Here is a 21,557-nt window from a genome sequence, read left to right as displayed (position 1 = left end):
TTGAATCTAACGCCGTTTGCGCTCGCGTTCCACCTCGGCGCGAGCGACCAGTGAAATATCCTGTGCACGGATCCAGTCGGGCGAGCCCTGGGGCAAGCCCTGCATCGCCATTTCGGCATTACGCAGCGCGAGCCCCGACTGTCCACCCTCAAGACTGTAGCGTTCCGCCGAGGCGAGCGCCGCGCGCGCCTGATCGCCCTTGTTCGCATAGACGATGCCGAGCTGATACCAGGCGAACGGGTTCTGATTGTCGAGCGCGACGGCGGTTTTCAGCACCTCTTCGGCCTCGGCATAATTCGCCGGATCCTCGGTCGCGATCAACGCATGGCCCAGCGTCGCGCTGATCAATGGCTGCGACCGCGACAGGCTGACCGCCTTGCGCAGCGCGGGGATGGCTTCCTTGGGGCGCCCCGATTCGAGCAGGACCTGACCCTCGAGTTCGAGGAAATAGGGATCGTTCGGGCTCGTCGCGAGCAGGCCTTCGACTTCGGTCAATGCCTTCTGCGGATAGGCGCTTTTGTGCCAGGCATAGGCACGGGCATAGCGCGCGGGGATGGTCGAATTGCTTTCGGGGAATTTGCGCAGCGTCCGTTCGGGTTCGGCCATATAGCCCGACAGCTTCGCCTTGATGCGCTGGAAGCGCGCCTCGATTTTCGGGTCGGCGGGCTTTTCCCATGCGGGATCGATGACATAGACTTCGCGCAGCGTCTGGATGCGATCGCCCGACATCGGGTGCGTCCGGCCATAGGCCTGATCGTCGTCCTGCTTGACCCCGTAGCGGAACTCGAGATTTTGCAGTTTCTTGAAAAAGGCGAGGCTGCCGCGGCCGCTAATCCCGGCCGTCGACAGATATTGTGCGCCCGCAGCGTCGGCGGTCGATTCCTGGACGCGGCTGAAAGCGAGAAATTTGCCGAGGGCGGCCTGCTGGCCCGCCATCATGACACCCATGCCGGCTTCGCCGGCGCCCGCCGCGATCGCCGCGGCGCCGAGCAGCAGGCTGAGGAGCGAGATGCCCGTCGCGGTCTTGGCGCCTTCGTTGACGCGGATCGCGTGGCCGCCCATGACGTGGCCGAGTTCGTGCGCGAGCACGCCCTGCACCTCTTCGGCGCTGTCGGCGGCCTCGATCAGCCCGCTGAAGACATAGATGTCCTGGCTTCCCGCGACGAAGGCGTTGATGCTCCGGTCGCCGAGCAGATGGACGCGCACCTGCCCGGGTTTCAGCCCTGCCGCGACGAGCAACGGGTCCATCATATCCTGGAACAGCGCTTCGGTTTCGGCGTCGCGCAGGATCGACTGCGCCGCCGCCGGGCGCAGCGCGATGGCGAACATCGCAAGCAATGTCAGCGCGATACGGAAAAGGGAGCGCAGTCTTTGCGCCCCGAACGCGGGCTGCGGCGGGAAAGCGGTCATCCCCGCCTCTCTTGCGCCGCGCGCCTGAACCCCGAGTGAAGCCATTGGGGCTTATTGGGGGTCAGGTCGCGCGGACGCAAGGTGCGAAGCGTGCTTATGCGATCAATCGGCCTTGATCAGTTGCCACCCGATCGGCCTGGACGATCAATTGCCGAACGTGCGCTGCCACCAGCCGCGGCGCGGTTCGCCGTCAGGGCCTTCGCCCTCGCCGTCGGCATCGGCCGCAACCGGTTCGACTTCGCCCGCGGTCGCGGGTTCGGCTGCTGCCTCCGCGGCGACCGCCTTTTTCGCGCGGCTCGCACGCTTTTTGGGCGCGGGCTTGGCGGGTTCGGCTTCGGCTTCGGCTGCTGCTTCTGCTTCAGCCGGAGCTTCGGCGGCGACTGCTTCGACGACCGGTGCCTCGCTGGCTTCCGCAGCCTCGGCTTCGGCGGCCAAAGCGGCTTTGGTCTTGCGCGGCGCGCGTTTGCGCTTGGGCTTTTCCTCGGCGGCCGGGGCTTCTTCGGCAACCGGTTCGGCGGCTTCGACCACCTCTACCGGTGCCACTTCAGCTTCGGCTGCGGCCTCGTCTGCACCGTCGGTCGCATCAGCCTTCTTGCGGCCGCGTCCGCCACGGCGGCGGCGCGGCTTGGCTTCGGCTTCCTCGGCGTCCGCCTCGGGAGCGGCCTCGACGGCTTCGATTTCGTCGGCCTCGGCGCTGTCGCCATCGCGATCGTCGCCGCCTTCGCCGCCTTCGGCGATTTCATTGCCTTCTTCGTCGCGGCGGCCACGGCGGCCACGACGACGGCGACGGCGGCGCTTGCGGCCTTCGCCGTCGGCATCGCCTTCCTCGCGGTCGCGCGCGCCTTCCTCGCGGTCACGCGAACGCGCCGGACGCTCTTCGGCGGCCTCTTCTTCGGCTTCTTCTTCCTCGTCCTCGGGATAATCGTCGTCGTCATCGTCCTCGATCGGGGCGATCGGGGCGAAGCTGCGGCGCGCGATCGGCGGCGGGCCGCTGACCTCGACCGCCATGCGCGCGCCCTCGGTCTCGCCGTCGGGCAGGATTTCGACGGTGACGCCGTACAGCTCTTCGATCTCGCGCAGTTCGCGGCGCTTTTCGTTGAGCAGATAGAAGGTCGCTTCCTGGCTCGCGCGCAGGGTGATCTTGTTGCCCTTGCCGCGTGCGGCTTCCTCTTCGATCAGGCGCAGCGCGCTGAGGCCCGCCGACGAGGCGGTGCGGACGAGGCCGGTGCCTTCGCAATGCGGGCACGGACGCGTCGAGGCTTCGAGCACGCCGGTGCGCAGCCGCTGGCGGCTCATCTCCATCAGGCCAAAGCCCGAGATGCGGCCGACCTGGATGCGTGCGCGGTCGTTCTTCAGCGCATCCTTCATCGCGCGCTCGACCTTACGGACGTTCGAGCCATGATCCATGTCGATGAAGTCGATCACGACCAGCCCGGCCATGTCGCGCAGGCGGAGCTGGCGTGCGATTTCAGCTGCGGCCTCAAGGTTGGTGCTGACCGCGGTCTGCTCGATATTATGCTCGCGCGTCGAGCGGCCCGAGTTGATGTCGATCGATACCAAAGCCTCGGTCGGGTTGATCACCAGATAACCGCCCGATTTCAGCTGGACGACAGGATTGAGCATCCCGGCGAGCTGATCCTCGACGCCATAGCGCTGATAGAGCGACACGGGGTCGGCATATTGCTTCACGCGCCGCGCGTGGCTCGGCATCAGCAGCTTCATGAACTGCTTCGCCGCCTTGTAGCCCTCGTCGCCTTCGACGAGCACTTCCTCGATATCCTTGTGATAGATATCGCGGATCGCACGCTTCACCAGGTCGCTGTCCGAATGGATCAGCGCCGGCGCGCTCGATCCCAGCGTGTTTTCGCGAATCTCGTCCCACAGGCGCGCGAGATAGTCGAAGTCGCGCTTGATCTCGACCTTCGTGCGGCTCATCCCCGCGGTGCGGACGATGCAGCCCATCGTCGGCGGCAGCGCGAGTTCGTCGATCATCGCCTTCAGCTTGCGGCGATCGGCGCCGTTCGAAATCTTGCGGCTGATCCCGCCGCCGTGCATCGTGTTCGGCATCAGCACGCAATAGCGGCCGGCGAGCGACAGATAGGTGGTGAGCGCGGCGCCCTTGTTGCCGCGTTCTTCCTTGACGACCTGGACCAGCATCACCTGACGGCGACGGATGACGTCCTGGATCTTGTAGCGGCGGCGCAGCGACATGCGGTTTTCGCTGTCTTCGTCGTCATTGCGGCGGCTGCGTCCGCGGCCACCCTTGCGATTGTTGTTGCCGCGTCCGCGACCACGGCCGCGGCGGTCGCCGCGGCCATCCTTGCCTTCTTCGGAGCCTTCGGCGCCGTCTTCGGCGTCGCCATTTTCGGCATCGCCATTGTCGTCGCGATCATCATGGTCGTCGTGGCGATCGTCATGATCGTCCCGGTCATCATCGCGGTCGTCGCGATCGGCGCGGCTGTCGCCATTCTCGTCCTCGTCGTGATATTCGACGTCGGCGACATCGCCTTCGAGCTCGTCGAGGTCTTCCTCGGCGCGCTGAGCGGCGGCGGCGGCGTGCTCGGCCTCTTCGCGCAGCAGCGCGTCGCGGTCTTCCTTCGGAATCTGGTAATAGTCGGGGTGGATTTCGCTGAAGGCGAGGAAGCCGTGGCGATTGCCGCCATATTCGACGAACGCCGCCTGAAGCGACGGTTCGACGCGGGTAACCTTGGCCAGATAGATATTGCCCTTGAGCTGCTTGTGCTCGGCGGACTCGAAATCAAACTCCTCGATTCGGTTTCCCTTGGTGACGGCGACCCGGGTTTCTTCCCGGTGCCGCGCGTCGATCAACATGCGCGTGGTCATTAGATACACTCCAAGCGCGCCTTAGCGCGCCATCAAAAAATCCCGCGAACCTGCCCGAGGGCGGGCCGCGGCGGATACGGGTGAAAAGAAAAAAGACGTTATTGCCGAAAGGAGCCTGCGTCCGGTCCTGGACGCGCATGCGGTCTTCAAATCCGGCGACGGCCGGGGCGAAAGCGCCCGCGTCGGGATCTGAAGAGGGCATGGCAAGCCTCATGCGGCATCAACCTGTTACGGGATGAGCGGGCGGGCAGGGCGGGCGTGATGCGCACGCCCCGACTGTCCGGTCAACCGGGTGGACTGGCGGCAGGTCGCCCTTCCCCGCATGTCCGGCGCCAAGGCGGCCATGATCCGCATATTCGCGGAGCAGGCCCTCCCCTCAAAAGGCCGGACGGCACCGGGAACGACACCGTCAGTGAGGGCGTGCTAGCATCGGCATGTGCCGACGGCAACCACAACCACCGTACAAAGATAGGATGGCACCGACGTGTTGCAAATATGCACGTCGCATCGAATATGATTATCCGGCAGTTAACCTGCCTTTCACGCGCCACGACTAACGATTCTTTCACCATGTTCGGCGGCCGGGGGGCGTCATGTTTCGAATAAGCGCTGGACCATCGCGCGCCTCGGGCCGCATAGACGCGTCATGAGCCTGCTGCTCGTCCTGTTTGGCATGATTGCGACCCCGGCATCGGCGCTGATGGGGCAGGTGGCCACGATCCCGATCGGCGATTCGGTGAATCGGTTCGAACGCGCATTACGCGGCTCGCGCCCGCAATTGCCGCCCTCCGCGGGATTTCGCGCCAAACGGCCCGAAAAACGCTACAGCGTGACCGTTCCGATTGGAAAACCAAAGCCTTCGGTGGCGCTGCCGCGCATCGAGGGGCCGGCGAACAGCCGCCTGCCGCTCGTCGTGATCGATGCCGGCCATGGCGGGCACGACCCCGGCGCGATTTCACCACACAGCGGCAAGCGCGAGAAGGACATCACGCTCGCGCTTACCCGCGCAATCCGCGACGACCTGCTCGCCTCGGGCCGGGTGCGTGTCGCGCTCACGCGCTCGGACGACCGTTTCCTGGTGCTCGAGGAGCGCTATGGCATCGCGCGGCGGCTGAAGGCCGACCTGTTCATCTCGGTCCACGCCGATGCCGCTGAGAATCAGCAGGCGAGCGGCGCGTCGATCTACACGCTGTCCGAGGTCGCCTCCGACCGCGAGGCGGCACGGCTTGCCGCGCGCGAGAACAAGGCGAATGTCATCAACGGCGTCGATCTTGGCGCGCACAGCGGCGATGTGTCGGCGATCCTGCTCGACCTCACCCAGCGCGAAACGATGAATGTCGCATCGGACTTCGCGCGGCTCCTTCAGCGCGAGGCGTCGGACGACGTCAAATTCCGCACCACCGCGCACCGCTTCGCCTCGTTTATCGTGCTGAAGGCGCCCGACACCCCGTCGGTCCTGTTCGAAACGGGTTTCATCTCGAACAAGGAGGATGGCGAATTCCTCGCCTCGTCCGCGGGCCAGAAAAAGGTTGCGCGCGGGGTGCGCGACGCGGTGCAGATCCATTTCGCGCGGCGGATCGCGGCGCGTTAGGCGCGACCTTATTCAACCCTTCGTCATTCCCGCGAAAGCGGGAACCTGGTCGGACGTTGCTGCTGGGTTCCCGCTTCCGGGGAAATAACGAGCTTAAAAGTTAGTCTTGACTAACTTTTCTGCCGCGCACAGCTTCGGCGCTCTCGCTGCGGGAGAGAAGCATGGTGTGGAGCAACTGGTCGGGCAGCGTCACCGCGAGCGGACAGGTCGCGCGCCCGCAAAGCGAGGATGAACTCGCGGCACTCGTCCGCAGCGCGAACAAGTTGCGCATCACCGGCGCGGGACACAGCTTCATGCCGCTCTGCGAATCGGGCGAGCTCATCATCAGCCTCGACGATATGGCGGGCGCGATCCACATCGCCACCGACCGCCGGACCGCGCGCATCCCCGCGGGCTGGAGTATTCGCCGGCTGACCGCGGCGCTCTGGGAGGAGGGGCTCGCGCTCGCCAACCAGGGCGACGTCAATCCGCAGTCGCTGGCGGGCGCGATGGCGACGGGGACGCATGGCACGGGCGTCGACCTCGGCTCGCTCTCGACCTTCGCGCGCGGTTTCCGGCTCGTTGGCGCCGATGGCGAGGCGCATTGGTGCGATAGCGCGACCAACGCCGATCTCTATCAGGCACAGCGCCTGTCGCTCGGGCTGTTCGGCGTCGCGACCGAGATCGAGGTCGCGGTCGTCCCCGCCTTTCACCTCGCCGAACGCATCGAAAAGCGCCGCTGGGCCGAAATCCGCGAAAGCTATGATGACCTCGCGCAGCAGCACCGCCATATCGAATTCTGGTTCTTCCCGCACAGCGACCATGTGATCCTGAAAACGCTCGACCCCTGCGATCCGTGCGACCCGCCGCCAAGCACGACCGACATGGAGGAGGCGACCTTCCGCCGCATCCTCGACATTTCGGCGCGCCTGCCGTTCCTGACGCCCTTTTTGCAGCGCCTGATGATGAAAAGCGGCATTTCGGGCCGCCGCCGCGGTCCCGCGCATGCCATCTTTCCCTCCGACCGGACGCTGCGGTTCGAGGAAATGGAATATGAAATGCCGCGTGCTGCCGGGCTCGATACGCTGGACGAGATCGTCGGCTGGATCCGCAAGAAACGGGTTCCCGTCACCTTTCCCTTCGAATATCGCACCGTCGCCGCCGACGATATCTGGATGAGCCCGATGAACGCCGGGCCCGTCGCTGCGATCTCGATGCACCAATATGCGAAGATGCCCTGGGCGGCGCTGTTCGCCGAGGCCGAGGCGATCTTTCGCGGTGCCGGCGGGCGACCGCACTGGGCCAAACGTCACACGCTGAGCCGCACCGACGTTGCCGCGCTTTACCCGATGGCTGGACGCTATACAGCGGTGCGCCGCGCCGCCGATCCGCACGGCAAATTCCTCAACCCGCATCTGGAGACCTTGTTCGCATGACGACCGACCGTGAATTGCACGACCATCTGATCGGCCAGCAGGGGTCGCGCGCCGACCTCAACACGCCCGTGCTGGTGCTCGATGTCGACGCGCTCGACCGCAATATTCTGGCGATGGCGGCGCTCACGGCACATCACGGCGTCGCGCTCCGCCCGCATGCCAAGACGCACAAGAGTGTCGATATCGCGCGGCGCCAGCAAGCGGCGGGCGCGGTCGGCGTCTGCTGCGCCAAGATCGGCGAGGCCGAGGTGCTCGCCGAGGGCGGCGTTACGGGCATCCTCATCACCTCGCCCGTCGCCGCACCCGCCGCGATTGAGCGGCTGGCGAAGCTCGCGGAGACCGCCGACGGGTTGATGGCGGTGGTCGACCATCCGGGCGTTGCGGAGCGCATCGACGCGGCGCTGGCGGCAGCCGGAACAAAGCTCGACGTGATCATCGACATCGATCCCGGTATCGCGCGCACCGGCGTGGCGTCAGCCGAAGCAGCCGTGGCCTTGGTGAGGACCATCGCCGCATCGCCCAACCTCGAATATCGCGGCGTGCAATTTTACTGCGGGTCGCAGCAGCATATCGAAAGCTATGCCGACCGCCGCGCCGCGATCGTCGAACGCACCGCCTATCTGCAACAGGTCATCGCCGCTCTGACCGAAGCGGATTTCGCGCCCTCTATCGTCACCGGGTCGGGCACCGGCACGCACCGGATCGACCTCGATCTCGGCGTTTTCACCGAATTGCAGGCGGGCAGCTATGTCTTCATGGACAAGCAATATCTCGACTGCGACATCGCCGATGGCGCCGCGCCGCCGTTCGAGGTTTCGCTGTCGGTCGATGCGCGCGTCGTCAGCGCCAATCATAGCGGGCTCGTCACGATCGACGCCGGATATAAATCGCTGTCGACCGACGGCGGCGTCGCGGTGGTGCAGCGCGGGGCGCCCGAAACCGCCTTTTTCGCCTTCATGGGCGACGAGCATGCCGCGCTGGTTGCGCCCGGGATCGGGACGCAGCTTGCGCCCGGCGATCCGGTCAGCCTGACCGTGCCGCACTGCGACCCGACGGTGAACCTCTATGATTTCTACCATATCGTCGCGGGCGACACGCTCATCGACATCTGGCCCGTCAGCGCGCGCGGCCGCGCGCGGTGACCGCTGGCGCCCGGCAGCGGCCCAAACAGGACCGTGCGCGGCAGACGCAGGGGTTGCTGCTCGACGTCGCGGGCGAATTGCTCGCCGAGGTCGGGCTCGAGCGGATTTCGACGAACATGATCGCGGCCCGCGCCGGGCTGACCCCGCCCGCTCTCTATCGCTATTTCGACGACAAATATGCGGTGATAGAGGCGCTCGGGCGGCGGCTGATGGAGCGCCAGAACGCGGTGCTCGAAAACTGGATAGCGCGGCATGCGCCCGGCGGGATCGTAGGCATGGCGGATCATATCGGCGACCTTCTGGCCGAAAATGCCGCGGTGACGCGCGCCGAACCGGGGGCGGTGTGGATCTTGCGCGCGCTGCACGCGTCGCCGCAACTGGTGCACGTCCGGCTCGAATCGCATCGTCATGTGACCGACCGTCTGACCGATGCCTGTTGGCCGTACCTTCCTGGCATCGACCGCAAAATGCTCTGGTCGCGGCTGCGGCTGGCGGTCGAACTCGGCTTCGCCGCCGACGAAATGCTGTATGAGGAAGACCGCGTTTCGGCGGGCGCGGTGCACGGCGAAGTGGCCGCTATGCTCCGCTCGGCGCTGCTCGACTTTTTAGATCCCCCTCCCGCTTAGCGGACGGCATGTCGCGGATATGGCTGAGGAAACAAGCCTTCCCCCGACCCCTCCCGTAAGCGGGAGGGGAGTAGAAACGCACCTCGCCGCAAGCACGCTTCCCTTTCGTCGGTTCAGGCTTTAGAGGCGGGGACATATGGCCGCTGACAGTCCGCCCGATTTCCGCTTGCGCCTGCGCCGCGACAGCAATGCCGTCATCGCATGGCTGAGCGATATGTGGACGCGGCGCTGGTTCCGCTGGCTCGGTTACCTCGCACTCGCGGGTGTTCTCTTCCTCGCGCTGATCTGGGTGGTTTTCGCGCGCGACCTGCCGTCGGTCGACCAGCTGCGCGACTATGAACCGCCGCTGCCGACGATGGTCCGCGACGGTGAGGGCAAACCGGTGCACAGCTATGCCCGCGAACGCCGCGTCCAGCTCGAGTATAGCGAGTATCCGCAGCTGCTCGTGCGCTCCTTCCTCGCGGCCGAGGACAAGACTTTCTTCAGTCATGGCGGCATCGACTATCCGGGGATCGCCTCGGCGATCATCACCAACCTGACGAACAGCGGCCGCCCCATCGGCGCCTCGACGATCACCCAGCAGGTCGCGAAGAACCTGCTGCTCACGAACGAGCTCAGCTATCGCCGCAAGGTGCGCGAGGCGATCCTCGCGATGCGCATCGAGGATGCGCTGACCAAGGAACAGATCCTCGAGCTGTATCTCAACGAAATCCCGCTCGGCCGCCGCAGCTTTGGCGTGCAGGCGGCGAGCCGCGCCTATTTCGACAAGGATGTCGACCAGCTCCAGCTCCACGAAATGGCCTTCCTCGCGATTCTGCCCAAAGCGCCCGAAAAATACGGCCGTGCGCGTTTCGAACGCGAGGCGATCGCGCGGCGCAATTTCGTGCTCGGGTCGATGCAGGATAATGGCTGGATCAGCACAGCGCAGCGCGATGCGGCGCGCGCGATGCCGCTCGGCCTCACCAACACGGGCAACACCGCGATCGCGCAGGTCGGCGGCTATTATATGGAAGAGGTGCGGCGCCAGCTGATCGCCCAGTTCGGCGAAACCGCCGACAAGGGGCCGCACAGCGTCTATGCCGGCGGCCTCTGGGTGCGCACGCCCTATGACGGCAAGATGCAGCAGGGCGCGACGATGGCGCTGCGCAAGGGGCTGCAGCGGTACGACGCCGGCAAGGGCTGGTCGGGACCGATCGCGACGATCGAGGCCGACGATCAGTGGCAGAGCCGCCTGGCGTCGAGCTTCATCGGCATCGATTACGACAATTGGCGCGTCGCCGCTGTGCTCTCGAAATCGCCCGGTGCGGCGCGCATCGGCTTTTCGAATGGCGATACGGGGACGCTGCCCGCGAGCGCCGCGACGATGGGTTATCGCAAAACCGGCGGCAGTGCCTTTTCGGCGATGCGCGCCGGTGACCTGATTGCCGTCAAATCGACCGGCGGAAGCGGCTACGCGCTGCGCAACATCCCCGAAGTGTCGGGCGGTATGGTCGTCGAAAGCCCGCATTCGGGCCGCATTTATGCGATGCAGGGCGGCTTCGACGTCCGCCTGTCGCCGTTCAACCGCGCGACGCAGGCCGAGCGCCAGCCGGGTTCGACGATCAAGCCGTTCGTCTACGCCGCCGCGCTGGACAATGGCATGACCCCCGCGACGATGATCGTCGACGGGCCCTTCTGCGTTTATCAGGGCGCCAGCCTCGGCAACAAATGCTTCCGCAACTTCGGCGGCGGCGGCGGCTCGGGCGAGCATACGATGCGCTGGGGTCTCGAACAGTCGCGCAACCTGATGACGGTGCGCACCGCGAGCCAGGTCGGCATGGAGCCGGTGGTCGAAACGATCCAGACGATGGGCATCGGCAAGCACGAACCCTATCTCTCGACCGCGCTCGGCGCCGGAACGACGACGGTCGAAAAGATCACCAATGCGTACGCGATGCTCGCCAACCACGGCCGCGCGCTGAAGCCGCGCGTGATCGACTATGCGCAGGATCGCCGCGGCAAGGTGATCTTCCCGGCGAACTGGAAACCGTGCGAGGGCTGCAACAAGAAGGATTGGGACGGCCGGCCGATGCCGCGTTTCGCCAGGTCGGGCAAGCAGCTGATGGACCCGATCACCGCCTATCAGGTTGTCCATATGCTCGAAGGCGTCGTCCAGCGCGGCACCGCGGTGCGGCTGCGTGACTTGGGCGTGCCGCTGTTCGGCAAGACCGGTACGACCACGGGGCCGAACGATGTGTGGTTCGTCGGCGGCACGCCCGACGTGATCGCGGGCATGTATATCGGCTTCGACCAGCCGCGCAGCATGGGCGGCTACGCGCAGGGCGGAAGCTATGCCGCGCCGATCTTCAAGGATTTCGCGCTCGCCGCGCTCGCCGATCGCCAGCCGATTCCCTTCTCGGCGCCGAAGGGCGTGCGGATGGTGCGCATCGACCGCCAGTCGGGCCGCCGTGTCTATGGCAGCTGGCCGGGGACCGACCCCAAGGCGTCGATCATCTGGGAAGCCTTCAAGCCCGAAAGCGAACCGCGGCGGACGATCCGCGAAGAGGAAATCAAGCCGATCAAGACGCAGCGGCGGGCGACCGGCGGCGCGTCGCAAAAGGGATCGACCGGCCGCACCGACAGCGACTTCCTCGACGACCGCGGCGGCATTATCTGACGCCGCGCACCTCCTTCCCCTGCGGCTCATCAGGCCGTAAGGGCGGGATCAACATATTTCAGGAGCAAGGACATGCGCGCCGAAGCGCAGGATCATATCGACAAGATTGGCGCCGCGCTGGCGCTGCTGCGCCGTTTCCTCGACTGGGACCGCGCGGTGCGGCGGCTCGACGAACTCAATGCGAAGGTCGAAGACCCGACGTTGTGGAATGACGCCAAGGCCGCGCAGGAGGTCATGCGCGAACGCCGCCGGCTCGACGAAGCGATCAATGCGACGCGCGCGATCGAAACCGAATGCGCCGACACCGCCGAGCTGATCGAGCTGGCCGAGATGGAAGGCGACGAGGCGATGGTCGATGAGGCCGTGGCGTCGCTTGGCGTGCTCGCGGCGCGCGCCGAAGAGGACAAGATCAAAGCCTTGCTTGCGGGCGAGGCCGACGCGAACGATGCCTATATCGAAGTTCACGCGGGCGCCGGCGGCACCGAAAGCCAGGACTGGGCCGAAATGCTCCAGCGCATGTACAGCCGCTGGGCCGAAAAGCGCGGGCTGAAGGTCGAGCTGGTCGAATATCAGGCGGGCGAACAGGCGGGCATCAAATCGGCGACGATGCTGGTGAAGGGCGAAAATGCCTATGGCTATGCCAAGACCGAAAGCGGCGTCCACCGCCTCGTCCGCATTTCGCCCTATGACAGTTCGGCGCGCCGCCACACCAGCTTCTCGTCGGTCTGGGTCTATCCGGTGATCGACGACAATATCGATATCGAGATCAACGAAGGCGACCTCAAGATCGATACCTATCGCGCCTCGGGCGCGGGCGGGCAGCACGTCAACACGACCGATTCGGCGGTCCGTATCACGCACATCCCGACCGGGATCGTCGTCGCCAGCCAGAACGACCGCTCGCAGCACAAGAACCGTGCGACCGCGATGGGAATGCTGAAGGCGCGGATGTACGAAGCCGAGCTGCAAAAGCGCGAAGCCGCGGCGTCGGGCGAATATCAGGCGAAGACCGAGATCGGCTGGGGCCACCAGATCCGCTCCTATGTTCTCCAGCCGTACCAGCTGGTGAAGGACCTGCGCACCGGCGTAACCTCGACCGCGCCGTCCGACGTGCTCGACGGTGCGCTCGACCCCTTCATGGCGGCGGCGCTGTCGCAGAAGGTGACGGGCGAAAAGGTCGAAGTGGAAGATATCGACTGATGAAGCGCGTCGCCGCTCTTGCCGCGCTGGCGATGTTGCCGCTGCTCGGCAGCTGCGATGACGCGCCGTGGGATGATGGCAGCGACCGCGCCGAGACCGCGCGCGAGTTTCCGCCCGCCGACCGGCCGGTCGCGCCGACGGTCTCGACCAAATGGTCGACCGAGGAAGCGCGCGACCGCGTCAACGAAGCCGAGGATGTCATGAACTCGGCCGACGTGCGGCCCGGCATGACCGTTGCCGATATCGGCGCGGGCGACGGCTATTATACGGTGCGCCTGGCGCAGCGCGTCGGCGTCGGCGGCCGCGTGCTCGCGCAGGATATCATTCCCGAGGTGATCGAACGGCTGGCCGACCGCGTCGCGCGCGAGCGGCTCGACAATGTCTCGCTGAAACTCGGCGCGGTCGACGATCCGCGTTTGCCCGCGGCCAGTTTCGACCGCGTCTTCATGGTCCATATGTATCACGAGATCGGCGAGCCTTACGCGTTCCTGTGGCGACTGCGCCCGGCGCTGCGCAAGGGCGGACAGGTGCTTGTCGTCGACGGTGACCGGCCGATCGCGCAGCACGGCACGCCCTTCCGCCTGCTCGTCTGCGAGTTCGAGGCGGTGGGCTACAAGCTCGTCTCCTACGACGACAAACAGCATGCCGGCGGCTATCTCGCGCGCTTCGAGCCCGAGGGCAGGCGCCCCGACCCCGATGCGATCAAGGTCTGCGATAACCCGTGACGAAATCTCCCTTCCCGCTCGCGGGAGGGGCAGCGAAACTTTGCGAACTTGTTCGCTAGTGGCAGCGGGATGGGCCTGCGATATCTCGGGAGTTCGCTGCGCTCACGCCCACCCCCAACCCCTCCCGCAGGCGGGAGGGGAGCCTTTCAATAGACGATCAGCCGGTCCTCGGCGCCGACCTCGGCGAGAAAGCTGACCAGCCCCGCGGCGCGAACATGCGGCACCAGTTCGGTCGCCGCGATGCCGACGAGCGCGATGCCCGACTGGCAGACGAAAAGGGCGATCTCCATCGCGATCGCTTCTTCGACCAGCCAGGCAAGATCGGGTTGTCCCGCGGCGCGGCGTGCCTCGTCGCCCGAAAAGGACACCGGGTCGCGCAGCAGCGCCGCGGCCTCGCCCTGCAGGAAGATGCGCACGGGCCGGCCCAGCGCCGCCGCCGCCATCCCCGCTTCGAGCGCGGCGTAGAGCCGCCGCCCCTCGGCGACCGCGACGATGATGTTCAGGCTCGGCAGACCGGACATAGCGGATCCTTCGGTACGCCGACCTCGCGCCAGCGGCGATCCAGCATATCGACGATCGCGAGCCGGCCGGTCAAGGAAGACCCGAGGCCGGTGAGCGCGCGCACTGTCTCCAGCGCCGCCATCGTCCCAATCATGCCCGCGAGCGCGCCCATCACGCCGGTTTCGGCGCAATTGATGCCCGGCCGGTCGGGGTCGGAGCCGACAAGGCACGCATAGCAGGCGCCATCCACACGCCAGCCTTCGTAGAGCGCGACCTGTCCCTCGAACGCCCCGATCGCGGCGCTGAGCAGCGGAATCTGCAAGGCGACTGCCGAGCGGTTGACGGCCAGCCGCGTATCGAAATTGTCGCAACCGTCGAGGATCAGGCTTGCACCCGCCAGCAGTGCCTCGGCATTGCTCTCGTCGATCCGTTCGGCGACCGCGACCACTTCGACGTGGGGGTTGATCCGCCGCGCCGCTCCCGCCGCGACCTCGGCCTTCAGCGCGCCGATATCGGCATCGGTGAACAGCGGCTGCCTCTGCAGGTTGCTGAGCTCGATTACGTCATGGTCGATGATCGTCAGCTTGCCGATGCCCGCCGCCGCCAGATAGGTGATCGCCGGACAGCCGATCCCGCCCGCGCCGATAATCGCGACATGCGCGCCCTTCAGCTTCGCCTGTCCCGCGCCGCCAAAGGCCGGCAGGATGATCTGGCGGGCATAGCGGTCGAGTTCGGCGTCGCTCAGCAATCTATTCGACCGGCCGCCGCAGCTGGATGCCCGACAGCGACGCGAGGCCCGCGGTGTCCGCGGTTTCGTCGACCGCATCGCTCTCGACCCCGGTCGATCCGAAACCGCCCGCGCCGCGCGCCGTCGCGTCGAGTGTCTCGACTTCGGCGAAGGCCGCGCGCTGGACGGGTGCGGGGACGAGCTGCGCAATGCGGTCGCCGCGTTTGATCTCGAACGCCTCGTCGCCGAGGTTCGCGAGGATCACCTTCACTTCGCCGCGATAGTCGCTGTCGATCGTCCCGGGCGTGTTGAGGCAGGTGACGCCATGTTTGAGTGCGAGGCCCGAGCGCGGGCGGACCTGCACCTCATAACCCGCCGGGATCGCCATCGCGAAGCCGGTCGCGACCGCGTGGCGCGCGCCGGGGCGCAATGTCAGCGTCTCGGCGGCGACGACGTCCATTCCCGCCGCGCCATCGCTGGCATAGGCGGGCAGGGGCAGGCCGCCACCGTTGGGCAGCCGCTGGATGGCGATCTCAATCTCTTTCAAGGGGTGCGCGGGTGTCGAGTTCATCGGCGATCTTTTCCATCAATTTGCGGGCGACGGCCTGTTTGGGTAGCCGGTCCCAGCTGTCTACGCCGCCTTTGCTAACGATATGCACCCGGTTGCTTTCGCCGCCCATCGGGTCGGCCGAAACATCATTGGCGACGATCCAGTCGCATCCCTTGCGCGCGAGCTTGGCCTCGGCATGCGAGATCACGTCGTTGGTTTCGGCCGCAAAGCCGATGAGCAATTTCGGGCGCTCGGGCGATTTGGCGAGGCCGGCGAGGATGTCGGGGTTTTCAGCGAGCGCGAGCGGCGGAACCGCCCCGCTGCCATCCTTTTTGATCTTTTGCGGCGCGGTGTCGGCGGCGCGCCAGTCGGCGACCGCGGCGACCATGATCGCGGCGTCGACGGGGAGGCCCCGCTCGACTTCGGCCGCCATCTCGACGGCGGTCTCGACATCGACCCGGATCACGCCCGGCGGGGTCGGCAGCGGCACCGGCCCCGCAATCAGCAGCACCTCGGCGCCGGCTTCGGCTGCCGCGGCGGCGATGGCAAAGCCCTGCTTCCCGCTCGATCGGTTGGCGATATAGCGCACCGGGTCGATCGGCTCGTGCGTCGGTCCTGCTGTGATCAGGATGCGCCGGCCATAGAGCGGACGGTGATTTTCATCGGCGAAGTCGGGCTGACCGCTCAAGTCCCCCTCCCGCTGGCGGGAGGGGTTAGGGGAGGGCATGTCGGCGGATGAGCGAGTGTCGTCCAATGGTAAGTTTGACGACGCAACAGGCCTTCCCGTGGTCAGAGGCACGTGACCCTGACCGCCCCCTCCCGCAAGCGGGAGGGGAGAAGAAAGCGCCGCGTCGATCGCCTGCCTGATCGCGGCCGGCTCGGGCAGGCGGCCCGGGCCATATTCGCCGCATGCCATCTCGCCCTCGTCGGGCTCCATCACGGTCACGCCATCGCCGCGCAAGGTCGCGATATTGCGCCGCGTCGCGGCGTGCAGCCACATGCGCACATTCATCGCGGGCGCGGCAAGCACCGGCTTGTCGGTCGCGAGCAGCAAAGTGGTCGCGAGGTCGTCGGCGATGCCCGCTGCCATCTTCGCAAGCAGGTCGGCGGTCGCGGGTGCGACGACGACCAGGTCGGCTTCGCGGCTGAGCTGGATATGCCCCATCTCGACCTCGTCCTTGAGGTCGAAGAGGTTGGTGTAGACCTTGTTCTCGGAAAGCGCCGCGAGCGTCAGCGGCGTCACGAACTGTTCGCCAGCGCGCGTGATAACGCAGCGCACGACATAGCCGGCCTTGCGGAGCAGGCGGACGAGTTCGATCGATTTATAGGCGGCGATACCGCCGCCGATGATCAGGAGGATGCGCGGCGAGGGCATCAGCGGTGGCTGGCCTGCCCCGGGCGGGCGGCGATCGACTGGATTTGATTCATCGCCGTCTCCTTCGCGCATCAGTTATGCGCTTCCGCGCTTCAGTTCAAGCGGACGCCTTATTGGGCCGCAGCGGGAATCGCCGGGCGCGGCCGTCGCAACGATCGCATCAATTCCGTGAGTGTGGCGGGTGTGAAGGCGAGGCCGATGAACAATGTCGGCGTGACGAGCATCGCCCAATAGAAATTGGCGGGCCGCGCAAAGAGCATCAGCAGCGCCGCATAGCCGAGCTGGATCAGCAGCACGGCAAGCCCGAGCCGCGAGCGCCATGCCGCCCAGCCGAGCAGCGCGAGCGCGACGAGCAGCGCGCCGACCCATCCCGCGAAGAAGCGCAGCAGCGACGAGGCCTGGACGAACGACAGATAGGCGATCCAGCCGCCCTGTCCGTGCCAGCCCTGGCTCGCCGCGTCGGCGGGGGTCGTGACCGTCGCCAGCGCCGTGATATGCGCGCCAAGGCCCGCCGCGAAGCATAGTCCGATCGCCAGCCAGCCCGCCGCCGCGCGCCAGTCGCGGTCGATCAGCGCGAACAGCCCGAACAGCATCGCGACCGGAAGCACCGTCTCGCGGATCGCGAGCGCGGCGACGACGATCGCCATGGTCCACCACGGACGCGCCGGGCGATACAGTGCGAGCGCGAGCGTCACGAGCACGCCTGCGGCCGCCTCATGGATGTAGAGCCATTCGCGAGCCGCAAGCTGCGTCAGGTTCGCGGCGACGAACAAGGCGCCAACCGCGGCATAACGGGGCAGGCCGGGCTCAGTCCGGAGCCGCCGATACCAAGCAAGGATCGCAGCGCCGCCGATGACAAGGAAGAGAAGCATCGCCTTCTGTTCGCCGAGCGCGGCGACGATATGGGCGAGCGTGGGCAAGCGGACGGCAACGAAGGGGCGTAGCGGATAGTTGCCGCTGCGATGTTCTTCGGCGGCGACGGCATAATAGGATTCGCCGGTCGCAACCCGCTGCGCGATGCGGGCATATAGCGCGTGATCGCCGGTGAGGCCGTCGAACGGGATCGACGTGGGGCTCGCGACTGCGACATGCGCGCGGTCCGCGCCGGGCTGCAGGCCCCAGATCATCAGCGCCGCCAGCAGACCCAGTATCGCCGCCGCAACCGGACGCGAAACCCCGGCGAAGCGGTTCCAGCCCGTAGTTGCGGTCGTCATTTGCGCCATGTGAGCGCCGACGACATGGCGAAGTTCCAGATCGCACCGACCAGCACGCCCGCAACCCCCGCCACCCACCAGCGCTCGTCATGCCCGGCCATCCACGTGCCGATACCGATATTGGCGACCGCGCCGAGCGCCGAAATCGCATAGAAGCTGGCAAGGCCGCCGACGAGGCGCCAGCCCTTCAGCTTGCGGTCGGCGTAGGTGAAGCTGTTGTTGAGGAAGAAGTTGAAGGCGATCGCCGTCACGACCGCGCTGGTCTGCGCGGTGACAAAGGCGCTGCCGGTGCCGAGGATCGTGCGCAGCACGGCAAGGTGGACGAACACGCCGAGCCCGCCGACCATCAGGAATTTGAGCAGGCGAACGGGTACGAAGCGGCCGATCGTCTTGTCGGCGATCAGTTCGGCATATTCGGCGATGACGCGCGCGCCGATCTTGCTTTCGCCGGCTTCGCGGGTGCGAAACTGATAGGGGATTTCGGCGACTTTCAGTGGCGCCGGGCTCGACGCCAATATGTCGATCAATATCTTGAACCCGACGGCAGAGAGGCGCGGTAGCGCGCGTTCAAAGGCATCGCGGCGAACCGCGAAAAAGCCGCTCATCGGATCGGACACGTCGGTGCCGAGCGCGATCTGCCCGGCGCGGGTGGCGAGCCGGCTCATCCGCGCGCGATCCTTGTTCCAGTCGCCGATCCCGCCGCCCGCGACATAGCGCGTGCCGACCGCGATATCGGCGCCGCCCGCGATCGCGTCGATAAGCTGCGGCAGCGCGTCCTCGCTATGCTGGAGGTCGCCGTCCATCACAGCGATGACCGGCGCGGCGGTCGCCAATATGCCCTCGACCACCGCCGACGACAGGCCGCGGCGGCCGACGCGCTGGACGATGCGCACATGCCGCGATCCGCGGCCGATGCGGCGCACCAGCGCGCTCGTCCCGTCGGGCGAATTATCGTCGACGAAGACGACTTCCCAGCCGCGACCGGCGAGCACGACCGACAGTTTTTCGATCAATTTCTCGACATTGGCGGCTTCGTTAAGCGTCGGCACCACGACCGCCACCTCGAGAGGCAGGCTGTCGACCGGCAGGATATCGTCGGCAATCAGGATGTCGTGACGCATGAAACCTCGGTTCTGTCCGGATTTCACGTCCGGGGTTGGTCGAGGTCTGCGCTTAACGATTTAAGGTAAATGTCCGGTAACCACGCGCCGGAGGCCCGTCGGGCGATGGTCAGCCCAGCCAGTTCAGGATGCCGGCGCCCGCCGCGGCGCCGACGAGCGCGGTCAGCGCATAGCGCCACCAGCGCATTTTCTCGCCCACGTCCCACATCAGCGCGATGTCGGGCAGCGGCGGCGCGGGCGGCGCGGCGCCTTTCTTCGGCAATTGCGCGTCGAGGCGGCGGATGATGTCGGGGATCAGCGCCAGCGTCTTGCCCTGCTCGCGGATGCCATCGGCCAGCGCCGCCTCAGGACCAAGCTCGTCGCGAATCCATTCGCTGACGAACGGGCCCGAGACGTTCCACATATTGATCTTGGGGTTGAGCATCGTCGCGACGCCCTCGACCATCACCATCGTCTTTTGCAGCAGCAGCAGGTGCGGCTGCGTCTGCATGTCGAAATCGCGCGTGATCGCGAACAGCCCGTCGAGCATCTGCCCGACGCTCAGCTCGCTCACGGGCTTGCCGCGCATGGGCTCGCCGACCGCGCGGAGCGCCGTCGCGAACTCCTCGACGTTGTGATAATCGGGGACGTACTGGGCCTCGAAATGGATTTCGGCGACGCGGCGGTAGTTGCCCGTGGTCAGGCCATAGAGAATCTCGGCGAGCCAGTAGCGCGCCTGGCGGTTGATCCGCCCCATGATGCCAAAGTCCACCGCGGCGATCGTGCCGTCGGCCTTCACGAATAAATTGCCCTGGTGCATGTCGGCGTGGAAGAAGCCCTCGGCGATCGCCTGGCGCAGGAAGGCGTTGACGAGGTTCGCCGACAATTTTTCCATGTCGTGCCCGGCGGCGATGAGCTGCTCGCGATGCGAAATCTTGATGCCGTCGATCCAGTCGAGCGTCATCACCCGACTCGCGGTGCGGTCCCAGTCGATCGCGGGCACCTGATAGGTCGGCACGCCGACCATCGCGTCGGCGAGTTCGGACGCCGAGGCAGCTTCACGGCGGAGGTCGAGTTCGCGCAGCGTCCAGCGGCGGAAATTGGCGATTACTTCGCGCGGGCGCAGCCGCGTCGCTTCGCCGCCGAGCGCCTCGAGATGCGCAGCCGCCCATTCATAAGTGTCGATGTCGCGCGCGAATTGCTTGTCGATGCCGGGGCGGCGGACCTTGACCGCGACCTTGCGGCCCTCGGTCGTCACCGCGCGGTGGACCTGCGCAATCGAGGCCGAGCCGACGGGTTCGGGGTCGAATTCGGCGTAGAGGCTTTCGAGCGGAACCTCGAAGGTCGCCTCGATTTCCTGCCTGATGCGCTCGAACGCGACGGGGGCGAGCGCGTCCTGCAGGCTCAGCAGGTTGCGTGCGGCCTCTTCGCCGACGAGGTCTGGGCGCGTTGCGAGCGTCTGTCCGAGCTTGACCGCTGCCGGGCCGATCGCCTGGAATGCGGCGGCATAATCGGGAATTTTCGGCTGGATCGTGCCCAGCCGCGCGATCCGGCACAGCCGCTTCACCCCGGGCGGGGTCTGCGGTGCACTCTCGATGCCGCGCAGCGCCCCGTGGCGCGCGAGGATACGCCCCCACTTCAGCAGGCGCACGATATGGGTGATAGGTCGGGTCAAGCTTTCCACCCGCTGTGGATCGCGACCAGACCGCCGAGGATCGGCTCGACCTTCACCGCGGTGAAGCCCGCGTCGCGGATCATCTGTGCGAATTTGGGCATCGGCGGGAAGCGGCGGATCGATTCGATCAGGTAACGATAGCTGTCCTCGTCGTCGGCGATCAGCTTGCCGAGCTTGGGGACGAGGTGGTGCGAGTAGGCGTCATAGGCTTGCGCGAAACCCGGCCATTCGTTGGTCGAAAATTCGAGGCAGAAAAAACGCCCGCCATAGCGCAGCACGCGGTGCGCTTCGCTCAGCGCGGCCGGGATGTCGGTGACGTTGCGGATGCCGAACGCGATCGTATAGGCGTCGAAAAACTGGTCGGGAAAGCTCAGCTTTTCGGCATTCTGCTCGGACCAGACGAGGCTGTCGATGCCGCGCTCGGCGGCGCGCTCGACGCCGACGCCCAGCATGTCGGGGTTGATGTCGGCGACCGTGATGCTCGCGCCGAACCGCTCCATGCGAAAGGCGATGTCGCCGGTGCCGCCCGCCATGTCGAGGATCTTCTCCCCCTCGCGCGGCTTGACGCGGCGGACGAAGCGGTCTTTCCAGAGGCGGTGCATGCCACCCGACATCGCATCGTTCATGATGTCGTACTTGCGCGCGACGCGGCTGAACACCTCGCCGACCATTGCGGTCTTGTCGCCCGCGGGGACCTGTTCATAGCCGAAGCTGACGGTGTCGGGAGTGGCCATGGAGCGCGCGCCTTTGCGGGGAGAGGTAAAGTCGAACGGCCTTTAGCGGGGCCTTGCCGCCCGCGCAAATGG

Annotated in this window: 17 protein-coding genes; 7 read left to right on the top strand and 10 right to left on the bottom strand. The window is 66.4% G+C overall.

Annotated features, from left to right (window positions below; translation table 11 throughout):
* Positions 1–6: 6 nt before the first annotated feature.
* Together ASD73_RS12710 and ASD73_RS12705 are read right to left on the bottom strand one after the other, a co-directional pair.
* On the bottom strand, positions 7–1,410 hold the full coding sequence (locus ASD73_RS12710; RefSeq protein WP_056372790.1) for a M48 family metalloprotease: 1,404 nt from the start codon (positions 1,408–1,410) through the stop codon (positions 7–9).
* 144 nt (positions 1,411–1,554) lie between these two features.
* Positions 1,555–4,254 (bottom strand): Rne/Rng family ribonuclease, encoded by a 2,700-nt coding sequence (locus tag ASD73_RS12705; RefSeq protein ID WP_200934939.1) that lies wholly within the window; start codon positions 4,252–4,254, stop codon positions 1,555–1,557.
* A gap of 646 nt (positions 4,255–4,900) precedes the next feature.
* Between ASD73_RS12705 and ASD73_RS12700 the strand changes: the two genes are divergently transcribed.
* The 7 genes from ASD73_RS12700 (at position 4,901) to ASD73_RS12670 (ending at position 13,609) form a co-directional block, all read left to right on the top strand.
* On the top strand, positions 4,901–5,845 hold the full coding sequence (locus tag ASD73_RS12700) for an N-acetylmuramoyl-L-alanine amidase family protein (protein WP_082521517.1): 945 nt from the start codon (positions 4,901–4,903) through the stop codon (positions 5,843–5,845).
* 161 nt (positions 5,846–6,006) lie between these two features.
* The gene (locus tag ASD73_RS12695) at positions 6,007–7,260 is read left to right on the top strand and encodes a D-arabinono-1,4-lactone oxidase (protein WP_056372789.1); all 1,254 of its coding nucleotides are present in this window, start codon (positions 6,007–6,009) and stop codon (positions 7,258–7,260) included.
* Complete coding sequence (locus ASD73_RS12690; protein WP_056372788.1) at positions 7,257–8,402, top strand: DSD1 family PLP-dependent enzyme; 1,146 nt, start codon at positions 7,257–7,259, stop codon at positions 8,400–8,402. Before ASD73_RS12695 ends, ASD73_RS12690 begins: the two co-directional genes overlap by 4 nt.
* On the top strand, positions 8,399–9,028 hold the full coding sequence (locus ASD73_RS12685) for a TetR/AcrR family transcriptional regulator (RefSeq protein WP_056372787.1): 630 nt from the start codon (positions 8,399–8,401) through the stop codon (positions 9,026–9,028). Before ASD73_RS12690 ends, ASD73_RS12685 begins: the two co-directional genes overlap by 4 nt.
* Before the next feature lie 136 nt (positions 9,029–9,164).
* The gene (locus ASD73_RS12680; RefSeq protein ID WP_056372786.1) at positions 9,165–11,684 is read left to right on the top strand and encodes a penicillin-binding protein 1A; all 2,520 of its coding nucleotides are present in this window, start codon (positions 9,165–9,167) and stop codon (positions 11,682–11,684) included.
* A gap of 72 nt (positions 11,685–11,756) precedes the next feature.
* Complete coding sequence (gene prfB / locus ASD73_RS12675; protein WP_056372785.1) at positions 11,757–12,884, top strand: peptide chain release factor 2; 1,128 nt, start codon at positions 11,757–11,759, stop codon at positions 12,882–12,884.
* Positions 12,884–13,609: a class I SAM-dependent methyltransferase gene (locus ASD73_RS12670; protein WP_056372784.1), complete on the top strand. Its 726-nt coding sequence runs from the start codon at positions 12,884–12,886 to the stop codon at positions 13,607–13,609. The genes prfB and ASD73_RS12670 overlap by 1 nt, the downstream gene beginning before the upstream one ends.
* A gap of 146 nt (positions 13,610–13,755) precedes the next feature.
* On the opposite strand, the gene ASD73_RS12665 is transcribed toward ASD73_RS12670, so the two are convergent.
* From ASD73_RS12665 to ASD73_RS12630, 8 genes are all read right to left on the bottom strand, one after another.
* Positions 13,756–14,130, bottom strand: a complete 375-nt coding sequence (locus ASD73_RS12665; protein ID WP_056372783.1) for a DsrE family protein — start codon at positions 14,128–14,130, stop codon at positions 13,756–13,758.
* A complete protein-coding gene (locus tag ASD73_RS12660; RefSeq protein WP_056372782.1) occupies positions 14,109–14,858 on the bottom strand; it encodes a HesA/MoeB/ThiF family protein in 750 nt (249 codons plus the stop codon). Before ASD73_RS12660 ends, ASD73_RS12665 begins: the two co-directional genes overlap by 22 nt.
* Before the next feature lies 1 nt (position 14,859).
* Positions 14,860–15,408: a dUTP diphosphatase gene (dut, locus tag ASD73_RS12655; protein WP_056372781.1), complete on the bottom strand. Its 549-nt coding sequence runs from the start codon at positions 15,406–15,408 to the stop codon at positions 14,860–14,862.
* The gene (locus tag ASD73_RS12650) at positions 15,371–16,762 is read right to left on the bottom strand and encodes a bifunctional phosphopantothenoylcysteine decarboxylase/phosphopantothenate synthase (protein WP_056372780.1); all 1,392 of its coding nucleotides are present in this window, start codon (positions 16,760–16,762) and stop codon (positions 15,371–15,373) included. The genes dut and ASD73_RS12650 overlap by 38 nt, the downstream gene beginning before the upstream one ends.
* A 110-nt stretch (positions 16,763–16,872) precedes the next feature.
* Positions 16,873–17,976 carry a hypothetical protein gene (locus ASD73_RS12645; protein ID WP_156377372.1) on the bottom strand — a complete coding sequence of 368 codons (1,104 nt, stop codon included), beginning with the start codon at positions 17,974–17,976 and terminating at the stop codon, positions 16,873–16,875.
* On the bottom strand, positions 17,973–19,097 hold the full coding sequence (locus ASD73_RS12640) for a glycosyltransferase (protein WP_056372778.1): 1,125 nt from the start codon (positions 19,095–19,097) through the stop codon (positions 17,973–17,975). The genes ASD73_RS12645 and ASD73_RS12640 overlap by 4 nt, the downstream gene beginning before the upstream one ends.
* A 109-nt stretch (positions 19,098–19,206) precedes the next feature.
* Positions 19,207–20,751, bottom strand: coding sequence for a 2-polyprenylphenol 6-hydroxylase (gene ubiB, locus ASD73_RS12635; RefSeq protein WP_056373599.1), 1,545 nt, complete (start codon positions 20,749–20,751; stop codon positions 19,207–19,209).
* Positions 20,748–21,485, bottom strand: coding sequence for a class I SAM-dependent methyltransferase (locus ASD73_RS12630; protein WP_056372777.1), 738 nt, complete (start codon positions 21,483–21,485; stop codon positions 20,748–20,750). The genes ubiB and ASD73_RS12630 overlap by 4 nt, the downstream gene beginning before the upstream one ends.
* Positions 21,486–21,557 lie beyond the last annotated feature (72 nt).

Source organism: Sphingopyxis sp. Root154 (assembly GCF_001427105.1).
Lineage (GTDB): Bacteria > Pseudomonadota > Alphaproteobacteria > Sphingomonadales > Sphingomonadaceae > Sphingopyxis.
This window is presented reverse-complemented; position numbering and strand designations above follow the sequence as displayed.

Coding starts and splice junctions, on each gene's coding strand:
- ASD73_RS12710 (WP_056372790.1), bottom strand. CDS start 1,410: ATGACCGCTTTCCCGCCGCAGCCCGCGTTCGGGGCGCAAAGACTGCGC.
- ASD73_RS12680 (WP_056372786.1), top strand. CDS start 9,165: ATGGCCGCTGACAGTCCGCCCGATTTCCGCTTGCGCCTGCGCCGCGAC.
- ASD73_RS12630 (WP_056372777.1), bottom strand. CDS start 21,485: ATGGCCACTCCCGACACCGTCAGCTTCGGCTATGAACAGGTCCCCGCG.
- dut (WP_056372781.1), bottom strand. CDS start 15,408: ATGAACTCGACACCCGCGCACCCCTTGAAAGAGATTGAGATCGCCATC.
- ASD73_RS12665 (WP_056372783.1), bottom strand. CDS start 14,130: ATGTCCGGTCTGCCGAGCCTGAACATCATCGTCGCGGTCGCCGAGGGG.
- ASD73_RS12705 (WP_200934939.1), bottom strand. CDS start 4,254: ATGACCACGCGCATGTTGATCGACGCGCGGCACCGGGAAGAAACCCGG.
- ASD73_RS12650 (WP_056372780.1), bottom strand. CDS start 16,762: ATGCCCTCGCCGCGCATCCTCCTGATCATCGGCGGCGGTATCGCCGCC.
- prfB (WP_056372785.1), top strand. CDS start 11,757: ATGCGCGCCGAAGCGCAGGATCATATCGACAAGATTGGCGCCGCGCTG.
- ASD73_RS12695 (WP_056372789.1), top strand. CDS start 6,007: ATGGTGTGGAGCAACTGGTCGGGCAGCGTCACCGCGAGCGGACAGGTC.
- ASD73_RS12645 (WP_156377372.1), bottom strand. CDS start 17,976: ATGACGACCGCAACTACGGGCTGGAACCGCTTCGCCGGGGTTTCGCGT.
- ASD73_RS12640 (WP_056372778.1), bottom strand. CDS start 19,097: ATGCGTCACGACATCCTGATTGCCGACGATATCCTGCCGGTCGACAGC.
- ASD73_RS12700 (WP_082521517.1), top strand. CDS start 4,901: ATGAGCCTGCTGCTCGTCCTGTTTGGCATGATTGCGACCCCGGCATCG.
- ASD73_RS12670 (WP_056372784.1), top strand. CDS start 12,884: ATGAAGCGCGTCGCCGCTCTTGCCGCGCTGGCGATGTTGCCGCTGCTC.
- ASD73_RS12690 (WP_056372788.1), top strand. CDS start 7,257: ATGACGACCGACCGTGAATTGCACGACCATCTGATCGGCCAGCAGGGG.